The organism is Phytohabitans aurantiacus (assembly GCF_027923225.1).
Lineage (GTDB): Bacteria > Actinomycetota > Actinomycetes > Mycobacteriales > Micromonosporaceae > Phytohabitans > Phytohabitans aurantiacus.
In genome coordinates, this window is sequence record NZ_BSDI01000103.1 from 1 (window position 1) to 13,971 (window position 13,971).

Here is a 13,971-nt window from a genome sequence, read left to right on the forward strand (position 1 = left end):
ACCGGGCGATCTGCCGGATCGACTCACCCGCCGCCCGACCCAACCCGATCCGTTCCCGCTCCAACGCGGACAATCTCTCTGCCACAACCCACTCCTACCTGCAGAAACGTGGGTGTTGCAGCCAGATCTTGAAACCGCCAGAGCAACAACAAATGTTCAAGATTGACTTCGCTCACCACATTCGCTGTCTGGTCTAAGCCGCGGAGCCTTTGCGGCGCCGATACCGTAACCACAGAACCAACGAGGCGCCCCCACCTGCGGCCACAAGAATCGCCACCACCACCGGAAAAAGCCGCCCGCCACCTTCACGGCCAGGCTTGGCTACAGACGATGTGGCCGAGGATTCGACACCCGGGGAAAGCGGCGGCACATCGGCAGTCAACGCCGCGACAAGATTGAGCACCCCATACCCGTACATCTCGTCCCGCCCAGGCGGCCCTTTGTCAGTAGCAGTCGCTGTGAGCCGATGAACAACCTCCCGCGCCGACAGTTCCGGATACTTACTCCGGACCAACGCGGCCGCCCCCGCCACAATCGCCGTAGCGTCCGACGTTCCAGTACCCTTGCGGTACTTGTCGCCGTAGCTGGTGCTGTAAATATCGACTCCTGGCGCCGAAATGACAACCTCCGGCCCAGCTACAGAAGCATCAATATGGGAGCCGCTGCGGTCGACCGCCCCCACCGCAACAACACCTTCCAACCGTGCCGGAAATCCGACCGAGGCTGCGGCTGGTCTGTTTCCCGCTGCTGCGACAACAACTACATCGTGCTGAAGGGCCAAGTCTATGGCGCTGCGGAGTCGGGCCGATGGCCCGCCGGAGAGCGAAATATTCACTACGGACGCCTGATGTGCGACCGCCCATTCGATTCCAGCGGCGAGGTTATCTGCGGTACTCTGCGTGCCCTCAAGAGCTGCGCGGATAGGGAGTATGTCCGCACTTGGTGCAATTCCCATTGCGCCTTCATCGCGAGTGGAGCCGTGGGCTGCAATTAGGCCAGCCATACCTGTTCCGTGAGAGTCGGTGTCTTCATGGCCTATGCCGATGCTTCCAGTAACATCGGCGCCCGTAAGAAGATTTTTGCGGAGATCGCGATGAGGTGATACGCCGGTGTCAATGACCGCGACCGTAACCCCCTCGCCGAGACTGTACTTGTGCGCGTCAGCGACGCGCAGAGAGTGGAGGTGCCACTGGTCTTCCCTGATGCGGTCCAGTTGAAGGGAAGGAAGGCAAAGGACTAGAATCGTGGCAAGTATTGAAGCCCTTTTCAAGGGGATGCCACCGCCTTACAGTCCGATCGCTGGGCCTGGATCGAATGAGTCAGCCCTCTTTGGCGGCGTTATCACTGGACTAATGCCTTCCAGTGTCTCCCAGGGAGTGTTGGTATTCGAGCGCAGACGATTCGGATCTCGCCTGGGATCTATGGGGCGGCTAGCAAATAATGGCGACGGCACGGGGCTGCCGATCACGCCACCCGCAGGATTGACTCGGCTTGGCGTCCTTGCATCCTTTACCACGATGCTCGATCCGGGGACCTGCCCAATTAGACCTCCGGGTGCGGGGGTTCGGCGAGGCCAGTCCAAAGCCTCTGTAGGCATGCCGGATCTAGATCCGATGGTTCTCTCGGATGATCCATCCGAAGCGGGCGAGATAGTAGAGGAAGAAGTTGGCCTTATTCGCGAAGGCGAAGGCGTCGGCGACTGTGCGGCGGGCCGGTTCGTCGTCGGAGATCCCAGTTGAGGTGCCCGCCCGTCTCGGACGGCATCGGGGGTGCCTGCCGTCGATGCGGTCTGCGAAGGTCTGATGCGCTCCGCGCCTTCGGTTGAGTAGATGTCCGGATCTCCATAGTCGAAGGTTGACTGGGGCATGTAGGTCGGAGGGTGTTTCAGGGCGGCTTCGGCCTCGATCAGGGTGTGGCTCAGGGAGAACATGATGGCGCGCGCCCGATTGTTCAGCACCTCGAGATCAGCCCGCGTCGCTGGCGGGCGGCCCACTGTGCTTACTGCCTCGGACGCGGCGTTGTGGGCGACCAGCGCCTCGTGGTCGCGGATCGCTAGCAGTGTGCGGATGTACTCGTCGTGTAGCGGCTTCAGGTCGCGCTGGGCGCCTGCGAGTGCCCCAACGGTCGCGCCGAACGTGGTGTAGTTTGCGACCGCGACTTCGTGGGTCGTGCGTACATTTTGGATGAGGAAGTCGAGGCGGGACACGTATGCGGCCGCGGCGGCGTTGCGGTCGGGTGGCCAGGCTGCGATCAGGTTGGCACGGTACTGCTCAAGGCGGCTCAAATGAGTAGACGTCAGCTCGGCGGTGCGGCGCCAGCCGGATACGAGTTTCCAGTGGCCGTCGGTGTGCTGGTCTTCGACGGCCTGCCACATTGACGTTACGTCGTGGCGGCGCCAGTCGGTGCCGGTGTAGCCGCCGGGGATGCCGCTGCGCTCCCAGGACATGTCACGCCTCGGCCGAAGGTGGGCGAGCGGCGGCGGTCTGGTCGAGTGCATCCTCCACTTCGGACACTCGGGCGGCGGAGAACGCGTCTACTTCGCCGTAGCGGGTGCTGATGTCGGATGCGGCGGTGGCTAGGCCCCAGGTGGCTTCCTGGTAGAAGTACACGAGATCGGATGTGTTGAGCTGCGAGTCTCGGTGTGCCCGCGCGAAGTTTGCCAGCTCGGGAAATGACTCCGGTGGCTCGGGCAGCTCGGTGGCAAGCTCGTCAGAGACGTGCACCGCGCGGGGTGCGTAATTGTCGACGACTTCGGAGCGCAGCAGTGCGGCGAATTCGGCCATCTGGCTGATATCAGCCTCGATTTGGGCGTAGTCGCTCAGCCACCCCGGTGTGGGGTCGTCAAACGGCCGCGCCACCACATCACGATGTTAGTCGATTCCATCCCCACCCCGCGCCCCCACCGGGACGGGCACTGCGCGCCCAACGCGAGACCGCGGGCGGCGCCGGGGTAGTGGGGCGGGTGCGCGCCAGGACGGCGCCGACCAGAGCGGCCAGCTCTTCCGCCGTGGGTGTGCCGTGGATCACTCGGAACATCGGTTCAGACTCCGACATGACAAGCAGTGTACGTCACATCGACGGACTCCCGGACGGTGTAGCTGTTGTGCTGACAGGGTAAAGTCCACGGGTGTCTGCCACCCCCCAACTCATCGCCGATCGTTACCGGCTGATCGAACCGCTCGGTCAGGGCGGGATGGGGCGCGTGTGGAAGGCCCGCGACGAAGTGTTGCACCGTGACGTCGCCATCAAGGAGCTGGTGCCGCCGCCCGGGCTGACGCCTGAGGAGCGGCAGGAGATGCGGGAGCGCTCCCTTCGCGAAGCGCGCGCGATCGCCCGGCTCAACAACGTCAACGTGGTCCGCATCTTCGACGTTCTGCGCACCGACGCTGACCCCTGGATCGTCATGGAGTACGTGGCGTCGCGGTCCCTGCAGGACGTGCTCGCGAGCGATGGACCGGTCACGCCGGTGCGGGCGGCTGAGATCGGGCTCGGTGTGCTGGGCGCGTTGAATGCCGCGCACCGTTCGGGTGTCGTGCACCGCGATGTCAAGCCGGGCAACGTTTTGCTGGCGGATGACGGTCGTGTGGTGCTCACCGACTTCGGCTTGGCCACGGTGCCCGGCGACCCCAATGTGACCCGCACAGGGCTGGTGCTGGGGTCCCCGGCATACATCGCTCCGGAGCGTGCCCGCGACGGCACAGCCGGTCCAGAAGCCGACCTGTGGTCGCTGGGCGCGACGCTTTTCGCCGCTGTCGAGGGCCAGTCGCCTTATGCACGCCCATCCGCGATCGGCACGCTGGCCGCGCTGGCGACCGAGCCGCCGCCACCGCCGCGCCGCGCGGGTCCGATGAAGCCGGTGCTCAACGGCTTGCTGCGTAAGGATCCCCGGTCCCGGATCACGGCAGACGAGGCGGAGAAGCTGTTGCGGCGCGCGTCCGGCCGCCGGCCGCGCACGGTGCGTCCTCTTCTTGATGGTGTACGCCGGCCGAGCATGTTCGGTCCGCGCGAGCCTGACACGGCCACCAAGGTCGTACCGTCACCAAGGCAGTCGTCGGAGATGGCAGTCCCGGTCATTCCGGGCAAAACGGTAAAGATCGCGATGCCAACCGCGACGCCGACTCCCGAGTCCCCGCCCGCCGAGCCCTCACCGGCCAAGACGAAGGCCGCGGAGACAACGGCCGCCAAGACAACGGCCGCCAAGACGAAAGCCGCCGAGACAAAGACCGCCGAGACGAAGTCTGCGGAGGCAACAGCCGCAGAGGCAGCAGCCGCGGAGACGACGGTCGTAGAACCGGCGGCCGCCGAGACGACGGTCGTCAAGTCCGCCGAGGCGGCTCCGACGGCCGTAGACCAGACCAAGGTCGTCAACCAGGCCAAAGTCGTAGACGAGACCAAAATCGTCAACCAGACCAAGGTCGTCGAGCTCACTCCCGACGGGCCGGTCGCCCCGAGCGAGCCCAAGCCGGTCAACCGGATGCCGTGGCTCGCCGCGGTCGCCGCGCTACTGGTGGTGGTGCTCGCGGTGGTGCTCATCTCGGCGCTGAACGACGACGACGAGGTACCGGGCGGCCCGACAGCGGCCACCTCCGGTCCGACCACGCCGGCCGCCGCACCGACGACGGGGGCGCCGAAACCGGCACCGACGACCGCCGCGCCCACGCCGGCACCCGCGCCAAGCGCGACGGGCGCCCCGAACGGCGTTGTGCTGCCGGCGGGTTGGCGTATCTACACCGACCGCACTGGTTTCTCCGTGGCAGTGCCCCAGAACTGGACGGTGAGCCGCGACCGCACGATGGTCTACTTCCGCGAGCAGGGTGGCGAGTTCCGCGTCCTCGGCATCGACCAGACCGACCGGCCGAAGTCCGACCCGGTGGCCGACTGGACCGCGCAGGAGCGGCAGCGTCGCAACGACTACCGCAGCTACCAGCGCGTGAAGATCGCCGCGGTGGACTACTTCGACAAGGCCGCCGACTGGGAGTGGATCTACACGAGTCGCAACGGCAACCGGATCCACGTCGTCAACCGCGGCTTCGTCACCGCGCCCGACAAGGCGTACGCGATCTACTGGTCCACGCCGGACGCCACGTGGGCGGCCAACCAAGACGAGTTTGCCCTGATAGCGAGCAGTTTCAAGCCCGTTCGGAACTAAACGGCATGTTCCGCGCGCGTCGGGGGTACCACTTCCGTCGTGAGGTACCGACGACATGCGACGAAGCCGACGATGGCCCTTTGGGCGCTGATCGCGGCGGGTGACGCCGCCCTGCTGGTCTCGGGCGTGAGCGCCGCCGTCATGCTCCTCGTTCTCGCGGTGGCCGCCGTGACCGCCCTCGGCGTGGCCGCCGCCTGGATGCTCCTCCGGCACGCTGGCTCTGAACAAACGGCGCCGGCGCGCCCGATGGGAGCAGCCACAGCAGTGCGAAAATTTTCGCGCTAACTATTGTGATCTTGGGCAGTTTCCTTCAAGGATGGGCTCAGGTCAGTCCCGGTCCTGGGGAGGCGAGACGGCCATGAGATGGGGCGGCGCCAATGGCGCCGCCCCATCCGTTATGTGTCACCACCACCAGTGGTGATGGTGGTGACCGCAGAAGTCGTACCAGAGCCACTCCCAGCAGTGATCGTGGTGGTGATGGTGGTGCCCACCGCGTGACGCCTGGGAGGGTGCCGCTGAGGCGGCCGCGCCCGTGGAGGCGAGGAGGCCGGTAGCCAGGGTGGCCGCGGTGGCCAGCACCGCGAGCCTGCGAAGCGTGGTTCTCATCTGATCCCCCATGATGTGCGCCGATCCGGTGTGGACCGGGGAGGGGCGAAGTGCCCGTCCGTAGGCAGCATGCGCAGTGCGTCACACCCGTTGGGCCGATATCCGGTAATTCGTCCGTAACCCATGAAGCGTGCGAGAGAATATGACGCTAGGCTCGCGGGCTGTGTTGTCTCTCGACGGCGTGACCGACCTCTGGGACAAGCTCTTCGGTGCCCAGCCTGATCCGCCCCTGCTGCTCGTCGCCATCACCGGCCTCGCGGCGCTCGTGGTGGTGCTGACCCGCCTGCCGTGGCGGATAGCCCGTAACGCCATAACCATCGCGCACGAAGGCGGGCACGCGCTGATAGCCCTCCTGACCGGACGCAAGCTGCGCGGCATCCGCCTGCACTCCGACACGTCCGGCCTGACGCTGTCAGCGGGCCGCCCGACCGGGCTCGGCATGGTGTTCACGCTGCTCGCCGGCTACGTCGCGCCGTCGCTGATCGGCCTCGCCGGTGCCTGGCTGCTCGGCGGCAACCGCATCACGCTGTTGCTGTGGGTAGCCATCGCGCTGCTGCTGGCGATGCTCGTGATGATCCGGAACGTCTTCGGGATCATCTCGCTGCTGGTGACCGGCGGCGTCGTGTTCTGCGTCTCCTGGTTCGCGCCGGCCGACGTACAGGCCGCGTTCGCCTACGCGGGCGTGTGGTTCCTGCTGATCGGCGGTGTGCGCCCGGTGGGCGAGCTGCAGACACTGCGCTCGCGCGGGCGCCTGCCGGACTCGGACGCCGACCAGCTGGCCGGGCTGACGCGCGTTCCCGGCCTGTTCTGGGTGGGCTTCTTCGGCCTGGTGAACCTGGCCGCCCTGATAGCCGGAGCGGCTCTGCTCGCAAGCCCGTTCATTTAAAGACTTTTGAGCTACCGCGACGTCCGCGGCGCTCGAGACCGTTGCTCCCGCGGCCTCACCCTCCGCGTGCGGTCAGAGGGGGATGTTGCCGTGCTTCTTCGGCGGCAACGTCTCTCGCTTGGTGCGCAGCGCGCGCAGGGCTCGCACGACCTGCACCCGCGTCTGCGATGGCCGGATCACGGCGTCGACATAGCCTCGTTCGGCGGCGACGTACGGGTTGGCGAGCGTGTCCTCGTACTCGGCGATGAGGTCGGCACGCAGCGCTGCCGGGTCGTCAGCGGCGGCCAGCGCGGCGCGATGCAGGATGTTGACCGCGCCCTGCGCCCCCATGACCGCGATTTGCGCGGTGGGCCAAGCGAAGTTCAGGTCGGCGCCGAGGTGCTTCGAGCCCATGACGTCGTACGCGCCGCCGTACGCCTTCCGCGTGATGACGGTGACCTTCGGGACGGTGGCTTCCGCGTACGCGTAGATGAGCTTGGCGCCGCGCCGGATGATGCCGTCCCACTCCTGTCCGGTACCAGGCAGGAAACCAGGAACGTCCACAAAGGTCAGTACGGGAATGTTGAACGCGTCGCACGTGCGCACGAACCGGGCCGCCTTTTCGGAAGCCGCGATGTCGAGGCAGCCCGCGAAGTGCATGGGCTGGTTGGCGACGACGCCGACCGGCCGGCCCTCGACCCGGCCGAAGCCGACGACGATGTTCTGCGCGTACAACGGTTGTACTTCAAGGAACTCACCGTCGTCGAGCACGTGCTCGATCACCCGGTGGATGTCGTACGGCTGGTTGGCTGAGTCGGGAATCAGCGTGTCGAGCGCCAGGTCGTCGTCGGTGACGTCCACAGAGGACTCGACGGAAACCACCGGCGGGTCGTCCATGTTGTTGGATGGCAGATACGACAGCAACGCCTTGACGTAGTCGATGGCGTCTTCCTCGTCGGCACCGAGGTAGTGCGCGTTGCCGCTGCGGGTGTTGTGGGTGCGCGCGCCGCCAAGTTCTTCGAAACCAACGTCTTCACCGGTGACGGTCTTGATGACGTCGGGCCCGGTGATGAACATGTGCGATGTCTGGTCGACCATCACGGTGAAGTCGGTGACGGCGGGGGAGTACACCGCGCCACCCGCGCACGGGCCCATGACCAGCGAGATCTGCGGGATCACGCCGCTGGCGCGCACGTTGCGGAAGAAGATCTCGCCGTACAGGCCGAGGCTGACCACGCCCTCCTGGATGCGGGCGCCGCCGGAGTCGTTGATGCCGATGACCGGGCAACCCGTCTTCATCGCCAGGTCCATGACCTTGACGATCTTCTCGCCGAAGACCTCGCCGAGCGAACCACCGAAGACGGTGAAGTCCTGTGCGAAGACGCAGACCTGCCGGCCGTCGACCGTGCCGTACCCGGTGACCACCCCGTCGCCGTACGGGCGCGTCTTGTCGAGCCCGAAGTTGGTCGACCGGTGCCGGGCCAGCTCGTCCATCTCCATGAAGGAGCCCGGGTCGAGCAGCATCTCGACCCGCTCGCGGGCCGTCTTCTTGCCGCGGGCGTGCTGCTTCTCCACCGCCCGGGCGGAGCCGGCGTGTGCGGCGTCGTCGACCCGGCGTTCCAGGTCAGCCAGCTTGCCGGCGGTCGTGTGGACATTGATCTCGGCGGTGGTCATGCCTGGATCGTATCGACGGTGGGAAGGCGGCAGGGGATCGCTGCCTGTGCGGTTCGCCTCAACGTTTCGTCCGCATTGCCCTCTTCGTTGACATAACGTGACGGTGTTGGGTCTAGTGCTCATCCTGCTGGGAGCGGGTGTGCTGGTGGCGATGCGCCACCAGCGCTGGCCGTGGCGCACCCACGACGCGGCGCCCGAGCCGGCCGACGAGCGTCCAGTGATCGACTTCGAGGCGCAACCGATCTACGTACCGGAAGAGCGGGGCACCATCTACGTCTCCGGAATACCCCATCTGGAGGAAGACTAGGTTGGGTTGGTGAGTTCGCCGTACACCGACATCGACCGGCCGCCGCTGCACGGGCGCAACCTGGAGCGGGCCCTGGTGCGGCCGGGTGGGCTCTGGACCCGCCTCGACCTGCGCGCGGAGACCGCCTCGACCAACGCCGACGCGGTCGAGGCGGCCCAGGGCGGCGAACCCGAGGGCCTGGTCGTGGTCGCCGAGCGGCAGACCGCCGGCCGTGGGCGGCGCGACCGCACCTGGATCTCCCCGGCGCGTGCCGGCATCGCCGTGAGCGTGCTGCTGCGGCCCGGTCGGCCCGACGCCGAGCGGGACTGGCTGGCGGTGCCCGTGGCGGCGTACGGCTGGCTGCCGCTGCTGGCGGGCGTCGCCCTGGTCGAGACCGTCACCAGGGTTGCCGAGATCCCGGCGGTTCTCAAGTGGCCAAACGACCTGATGATCGGCGATTCCAAGTGCGCGGGCATCCTCGCCGAGGGAGTGGCGGGCGCGGTCGTCGTCGGCATCGGGCTCAACGTGACCCTGCGCGCGAACGAACTGCCCACCGACCGTCCGGCGACCTCACTCCAGCTCGCGGGCGCGGAGTCGACTGACCGCGACCCGCTGCTGCGGTCGCTGCTGCGCGGCATCGCGACCTGGTACGACCGGTGGCGGCTGGCGGGCGGCGACGCCGAGGCGAGTGGTCTGCGGGAGGCGTACCGGCACCACTGCGGCACGCTCGGCCGGGAGGTACGGGTGCGGTTGCCCGGGGGCTCCGAGCTGGCTGGCACGGCCACCGGCATCGACGTCGACGGTCAGTTGGTGCTGCGTGATTACGCAGGAGAACACACGGTGGCGGCCGGAGACGTGCTCCACGTGCGCTGAAGCGCTACCGTCAGCCCGTCATATCGGTATGAGGAGGTTGGCGTGGCTTTCCCCGATGACGTGCTCACCAAGGATGAGCAGGTCGTTCTCCATATGCACCCGCACTGGAAAGAAGCGATCAAGCCAGTATTCGTGCTGGTCCTGGCCCTCGCGGCGGTCATCGCCGGATGGGTGCTGCTGCCGTCCGGCACGGGCGGCATGATCGCGCTGTATGTGATCGCCGCCGCGGCGCTCGTCCTGGTGCTCTGGCAGGCGCTGTGGCCAGTCCTGCTCTGGCGCACCACCCACCATGTCTTCACGAACGAGCGGGTCATCCTCCAGCACGGCGTCTTCTCCCGCGACCGGCGCGACATCCCGCTGGGCCGGGTCAACGACCACTCCATGAGCCAGACGTTCATCGAGCGGATGCTCGGCTGCGGCACGCTGACCATCGAGTCGGCCGGCGAGCGTGGCCAGGCGGTGCTCCGCGACATGCCGCAGGTCGAGAAGGTCCAGACCACGCTCTACGAGCTGATCGAGGCCAACAACGACAAGCACTCCCTCGGCGACGAGGAGATGCGGCAGATCATGAAGGAAACCCAGCAGTAACCGCGGAGGGCTTTCAGGCGCCCGCTACGGCGGGCGCCGCCCCGCGCCGCTGAAACCAGCCGCGGAATCGCAGGCGTAGTACCTCGCGCTCGTCGCGCAGCATCACGCCTTGCAGCGTCACCGTGCCGAGGTGCGGCTTCGCGGCGGACGGTCGCTGATCGAGTACTTCCAGCCGCACCACCAGCCGATCGCCGGCGCGCACCGCGGCCAGCCACCGCAGCTCTTCAAGCCCCGGAGAGGCGTCGGCCGCGGCCCGGGCGAGCACGTGATCGACGTACGCCCGCATGAACAGGCTCACCGTGTAGAACCCGCTGGCGATCAGGCCCCCGTACTCGCTCTCCGCGGCCAGCGCGGCGTCGACGTGGTACCACTGCGGGTCGTACCGCTCGGCGAACGCCACCATCTCGGTGCCGTCGACGGTCACGGCGCCCAGGTCGAACCGCCGGCCGGGCACGAGATCCTCGAAGAAGAGCTCCGCTTCCGCCCCGGTGCCCGAGCGCACGGCCGGGCTCAGGAGGTCGTGGACCGCTGCGCGGCGTCCAACTCGGCCGCGAGCTCGATGTCGAGCTCGTCTATGCCCTCGTCGGCTTTGATGCCCTCGGCCGCCTTCGCCGAGCGTGGCTGCGGCGGCACGACGGTGGCCGGCTCTTCCAGCTCGGCGACCGCCTCGACCAGCTCACCAACCGGGTCGAAGTGGTGCGGGTGCTCGACGCCGGCGGGCGCCGGACGGAAGACGAACGTGCGGTAGGACCAGAAGCGGAAGACCATGCCGAGCACCAGCCCGACGGTCTTGACCAGGTTGATGGCGAGCAGGCCGGTGAGGCCGAGCCCGTACTTCGCGATCGCCAGGATGCCCAGCTCGATGACCAGGCCGGCGGCGTTGAACACGAAGAACAGGAGGTACTCGCGGCGCATCGCCGACTTCGACCGGTCGCGGAACGTCCAGTGCCGGTTCATGAAGTACGACGATGTGGTGGCCACCACAGTCGCGATCACCGTCGCCTTGAGCTGACCGTCTTTGAGGACGGTGAGCACAAGAATGTTGAACAATCCGTAGTTGATGACGGTGTTGATGCCGCCTACGGCACCGAATTTGAACGCCTCGCGGAGAAACTTCTGCCAACGCTCGGGCAGCAGGCGGACAAGACGCATTGGGCCACCTTACGGCAGTTCGGCGGCCGCGTCCTGGCGACCGGCAACAGGTTTGGCGCACGTCACTCGGAGCTACTCGCTCTCCGTGACGACCGCAGGCACACGCTGTGTATCTGGCTCGGCATCCGGGTTCAGGAATACCCAACGGCGGTACGACCAGAAACGGAACGTGGTGCCCATCGCAGCGCCAACAAAGTTTGCGGAAATGTTATCCATGACCGGGGTTTGAAATACCGGCCACACACTCCCCAGGCCGTAGTGCGAAATCGCGAGCGTAATGAGGCTGAAGCCCAGCCCAATCGCGTTGAGTACGAAGTAGAGGATGTACTCCCGGGCGAGGTTGGAGCGTGCGCGGTGCCGCCACGTCCAGAACCGGTTGCCGACGAAGGCCACCGAGGCCGCGATCACCGTGGAAAAGACCTTGGCGGTGAGCGACTCCATATTGAGGACGGACAACGCGATATTGAACAAGATCAGATCGACGATGAACGCTATGACACCGACGACCCCGAACTTGCCCAACTCGTGCACCAGATGGCCGAAGCGCTCCCACAGCCGGCGCAGGAGGCCGGATGGCGGTGTGGGTGCGGATGGCTCACCGGTGACGGTCGCTGACACGGAGTCGAGAGTACCGGCTGCCGTCACCCGGCACCTGCCGCCTCCCGTTCGTATATCTGACGCAGCCGCTCCCTGGCTCGGAACGCGAGCGCGGCGACGCCGCCGGGTGTGAGGCCCAGCAGCGGCGCGACCTGCGCGTGCGGCTCTCCTTCGATGGCGGTGTGCCACAGCACCGTGCGCCATCGCTCGGGCAGCTTGGCGAACGCCCGGGCGGCGTGCAGCCGCTCCAGCCGCGCGATCGTCGTGTCGTGGAAGGGCACCACCTGCTCGTACCGCGAAAGCACCTGCTCGTAGCGGGACATGTCGTCGGTGAACTCGATGCGGCGGTCGCGGCGCACCCGGTCGTACCGGACGTGCCGCAGCGTGGTGTGCAGGTAGGCCCGGAACGCGACGTGCGGGCCGCGACCGGCGCGCAGCACCGCGAGCACCTTGGCGAACGTCTCGGCGACGAGGTCGTCGGCGTCGGCCGGGCAGTGGACGAGCGTGTATGCGAGCCGCCGGGCGGCTCCCGCGTGCCGCGTGTAAAGCGCGCCGTACGCGGTGATGTCGCCGCCGCGTACGGCGGCGAGCAGATGGGCGTCACTCAACTCCTGGGTCGTCAACTCCGCCTCCAGGGGGACTAATCGGGCGGTTCACCAGATAGCTGTCACCCTAGGGCAATACGGGCGAGTAGCGAAGAGGTGATTTTCACCAAACCCGGAACATGATCCGTCTGAAAACCTTGCGCGAAGTTGCGCGTGGGAGCGCGGAAAAATCCGTCATAGTGCAGGTCGGCCGAAGCTTGTGCACATTTTCACAACCGTCCACGCTGCCCCAACCGGCCGCTCGGTTTACGCTGACTGGAAATCCTGTGACCTCGTACGGCGTGACGGTTTTTCCGGTACGTCCGTACTGGCTATTTCCAATTTCGGTCAACGACGACCACCAAGGAGAACAGGTCATGACGGCTCCTCCGGCTACCGTCCCCGGGCTCGACAGTGCCCCTACCCACCACCCGAAGCTCCTCGCATGGGTTCGTGAGGTCGCCGATCTGACCACACCCGACCGGGTCGTCTGGTGTGACGGCTCCGAGGCTGAGTGGCGGCGGCTCACCGATGAACTGGTCGAGGCCGGCACGCTGGTCCGGCTCGACGCGGCACGCAAGCCCAACTCGTTCTGGGCGCGCACCGACCCGTCCGATGTCGCACGGGTCGAGGAGCGCACGTTCATCTGCTCGGTCGACGAGGCCGACGCCGGTCCCACCAACAACTGGATGGCGCCGGCGCAGATGAAGCGCACCATGACCGACCTGTACCGGGGCAGCATGCGGGGCCGGACGATGTACGTGATCCCGTTCTGCATGGGCTCGCTGGAGGCGGCCGAGCCGATGTTCGGCGTCGAGCTGACCGACAGCCCGTACGTCGTGGCGTCCATGCGGATCATGACGCGGATGGGCACCAAGGTGCTCGAGGCCATGGGCGACGACGCCTGGTTCGTGCACGCGCTGCACTCGATCGGCGCGCCCCTTGAGCACGGTGAAGCAGACGTGGCCTGGCCGTGCAGCCAGACGAAGTACATCTCGCACTTCCCGGAGACCCGGGAGATCTGGTCGTACGGCTCGGGGTACGGCGGCAACTCGCTGCTGGGCAAGAAGTGCTACTCCCTGCGTATCGCCAGCGTCATGGCCCGTGACGAGGGCTGGCTGGCCGAGCACATGCTGATCCTCAAGCTGACCTCGCCCGAGGGGCGTGTGCACTACGTGGCGGGCGCGTTCCCGTCGGCGTGCGGCAAGACCAACCTCGCGATGCTCGAGCCGACGATTCCCGGCTGGAAGGTCGAGACGATCGGCGACGACATCGCGTGGATGCGTTTCGGTGACGACGGTCGCCTGTACGCCACGAACCCCGAGTACGGGCTGTTCGGCGTGGCGCCGGGCACGGACTGGAAGACGAACCCCAACGCCATGCGCACGCTGGACCGGGGCAACTCCGTGTTCACCAACGTGGCGCTCACCGACGAGGGCGACATCTGGTGGGAGGGCATGGGCGAGCCGCCCGCGCACCTGACCGACTGGAAGGGCAACGACTGGACGCCGGATTCGGACGAGCTGTCGAGCCACCCCAACTCGCGTTTCTGCACGCCGATCACGCAGTGCCCGATCCTCGCCGACGAGTACGACGA

At 66.8% G+C, this 13,971-nt stretch carries 17 protein-coding genes; 7 read left to right on the forward strand and 10 right to left on the reverse strand.

Going from position 1 to position 13,971, the window contains the following annotated elements; all coding sequences use genetic code 11:
* From QMG73_RS46570 to QMG73_RS45310, 4 genes are all read right to left on the reverse strand, one after another.
* Positions 1 to 85, reverse strand: an 85-nt coding sequence (locus tag QMG73_RS46570; RefSeq protein WP_407676956.1) for a helix-turn-helix domain-containing protein, incomplete at its 3' end; no start/stop codon positions are given.
* Between the two features lie 108 nt (positions 86 to 193).
* Complete coding sequence (gene mycP, locus QMG73_RS45300) at positions 194 to 1,270, reverse strand: type VII secretion-associated serine protease mycosin (protein WP_281906253.1); 1,077 nt, start codon at positions 1,268 to 1,270, stop codon at positions 194 to 196.
* Between the two features lie 1,177 nt (positions 1,271 to 2,447).
* Positions 2,448 to 2,858, reverse strand: a complete 411-nt coding sequence (locus QMG73_RS45305) for a hypothetical protein (protein ID WP_281906254.1) — start codon at positions 2,856 to 2,858, stop codon at positions 2,448 to 2,450.
* A 4-nt stretch (positions 2,859 to 2,862) separates the two neighbouring features.
* The gene (locus QMG73_RS45310) at positions 2,863 to 3,054 is read right to left on the reverse strand and encodes an acyl-CoA carboxylase subunit epsilon (protein ID WP_281906256.1); all 192 of its coding nucleotides are present in this window, start codon (positions 3,052 to 3,054) and stop codon (positions 2,863 to 2,865) included.
* 73 nt (positions 3,055 to 3,127) lie between these two features.
* Between QMG73_RS45310 and QMG73_RS45315 the strand changes: the two genes are divergently transcribed.
* Together QMG73_RS45315 and QMG73_RS45320 are read left to right on the forward strand one after the other, a co-directional pair.
* A complete protein-coding gene (locus QMG73_RS45315) occupies positions 3,128 to 5,149 on the forward strand; it encodes a serine/threonine-protein kinase (protein WP_281906257.1) in 2,022 nt (673 codons plus the stop codon).
* Positions 5,150 to 5,188: 39 nt separating this feature from the next.
* On the forward strand, positions 5,189 to 5,434 hold the full coding sequence (locus QMG73_RS45320; protein WP_281906258.1) for a hypothetical protein: 246 nt from the start codon (positions 5,189 to 5,191) through the stop codon (positions 5,432 to 5,434).
* A 117-nt stretch (positions 5,435 to 5,551) separates the two neighbouring features.
* Here the strand turns inward: QMG73_RS45320 and QMG73_RS45325 are convergent, their stop codons facing one another.
* Positions 5,552 to 5,755, reverse strand: a complete 204-nt coding sequence (locus tag QMG73_RS45325) for a hypothetical protein (RefSeq protein ID WP_281906261.1) — start codon at positions 5,753 to 5,755, stop codon at positions 5,552 to 5,554.
* Positions 5,756 to 5,918: 163 nt separating this feature from the next.
* Here QMG73_RS45325 and QMG73_RS45330 point away from each other — a divergent pair, with 163 nt between their 5' ends.
* The gene (locus QMG73_RS45330) at positions 5,919 to 6,641 is read left to right on the forward strand and encodes a M50 family metallopeptidase (protein WP_281906263.1); all 723 of its coding nucleotides are present in this window, start codon (positions 5,919 to 5,921) and stop codon (positions 6,639 to 6,641) included.
* Positions 6,642 to 6,713: 72 nt separating this feature from the next.
* On the opposite strand, the gene QMG73_RS45335 is transcribed toward QMG73_RS45330, so the two are convergent.
* A complete protein-coding gene (locus QMG73_RS45335) occupies positions 6,714 to 8,294 on the reverse strand; it encodes an acyl-CoA carboxylase subunit beta (RefSeq protein ID WP_281906264.1) in 1,581 nt (526 codons plus the stop codon).
* Between the two features lie 106 nt (positions 8,295 to 8,400).
* Between QMG73_RS45335 and QMG73_RS45340 the strand changes: the two genes are divergently transcribed.
* From QMG73_RS45340 to QMG73_RS45350, 3 genes are read left to right on the forward strand one after another with little or no spacing between them, the layout of a single operon-like run.
* Positions 8,401 to 8,601 (forward strand): hypothetical protein, encoded by a 201-nt coding sequence (locus QMG73_RS45340; RefSeq protein WP_281906265.1) that lies wholly within the window; start codon positions 8,401 to 8,403, stop codon positions 8,599 to 8,601.
* A gap of 6 nt (positions 8,602 to 8,607) precedes the next feature.
* Entirely contained in the window at positions 8,608 to 9,453 is an 846-nt protein-coding gene (locus tag QMG73_RS45345; RefSeq protein WP_281906266.1) for a biotin--[acetyl-CoA-carboxylase] ligase, read from the forward strand.
* Positions 9,454 to 9,495: 42 nt separating this feature from the next.
* Complete coding sequence (locus QMG73_RS45350) at positions 9,496 to 10,041, forward strand: PH domain-containing protein (protein WP_281906267.1); 546 nt, start codon at positions 9,496 to 9,498, stop codon at positions 10,039 to 10,041.
* A 13-nt stretch (positions 10,042 to 10,054) separates the two neighbouring features.
* Here QMG73_RS45350 and QMG73_RS45355 read toward each other — a convergent pair whose 3' ends face one another.
* The 4 genes from QMG73_RS45355 to QMG73_RS45370 form a co-directional block, all read right to left on the reverse strand.
* The gene (locus QMG73_RS45355; protein ID WP_281906269.1) at positions 10,055 to 10,543 is read right to left on the reverse strand and encodes a MaoC/PaaZ C-terminal domain-containing protein; all 489 of its coding nucleotides are present in this window, start codon (positions 10,541 to 10,543) and stop codon (positions 10,055 to 10,057) included.
* An 8-nt stretch (positions 10,544 to 10,551) separates the two neighbouring features.
* Complete coding sequence (locus QMG73_RS45360; protein WP_281906270.1) at positions 10,552 to 11,193, reverse strand: GtrA family protein; 642 nt, start codon at positions 11,191 to 11,193, stop codon at positions 10,552 to 10,554.
* A 72-nt stretch (positions 11,194 to 11,265) separates the two neighbouring features.
* Positions 11,266 to 11,811, reverse strand: a complete 546-nt coding sequence (locus tag QMG73_RS45365; protein WP_281906272.1) for a GtrA family protein — start codon at positions 11,809 to 11,811, stop codon at positions 11,266 to 11,268.
* A 23-nt stretch (positions 11,812 to 11,834) separates the two neighbouring features.
* A complete protein-coding gene (locus QMG73_RS45370) occupies positions 11,835 to 12,413 on the reverse strand; it encodes an RNA polymerase sigma factor (protein ID WP_281906274.1) in 579 nt (192 codons plus the stop codon).
* A 338-nt stretch (positions 12,414 to 12,751) separates the two neighbouring features.
* On the opposite strand from QMG73_RS45370, the gene QMG73_RS45375 reads away from it, so the two are divergent.
* Positions 12,752 to 13,971 (forward strand): phosphoenolpyruvate carboxykinase (GTP) (locus QMG73_RS45375; RefSeq protein WP_281906276.1); only part of this gene is annotated, 1,220 nt, incomplete at its 3' end.

Bases quoted from the DNA above. Each gene is read 5' to 3' on its own strand.
- QMG73_RS45325 (WP_281906261.1), bottom strand. From the start codon at position 5,755: ATGAGAACCACGCTTCGCAGGCTCGCGGTGCTGGCCACCGCGGCCACC.
- QMG73_RS45360 (WP_281906270.1), bottom strand. From the start codon at position 11,193: ATGCGTCTTGTCCGCCTGCTGCCCGAGCGTTGGCAGAAGTTTCTCCGC.
- QMG73_RS45310 (WP_281906256.1), bottom strand. From the start codon at position 3,054: ATGTCGGAGTCTGAACCGATGTTCCGAGTGATCCACGGCACACCCACG.
- QMG73_RS45335 (WP_281906264.1), bottom strand. From the start codon at position 8,294: ATGACCACCGCCGAGATCAATGTCCACACGACCGCCGGCAAGCTGGCT.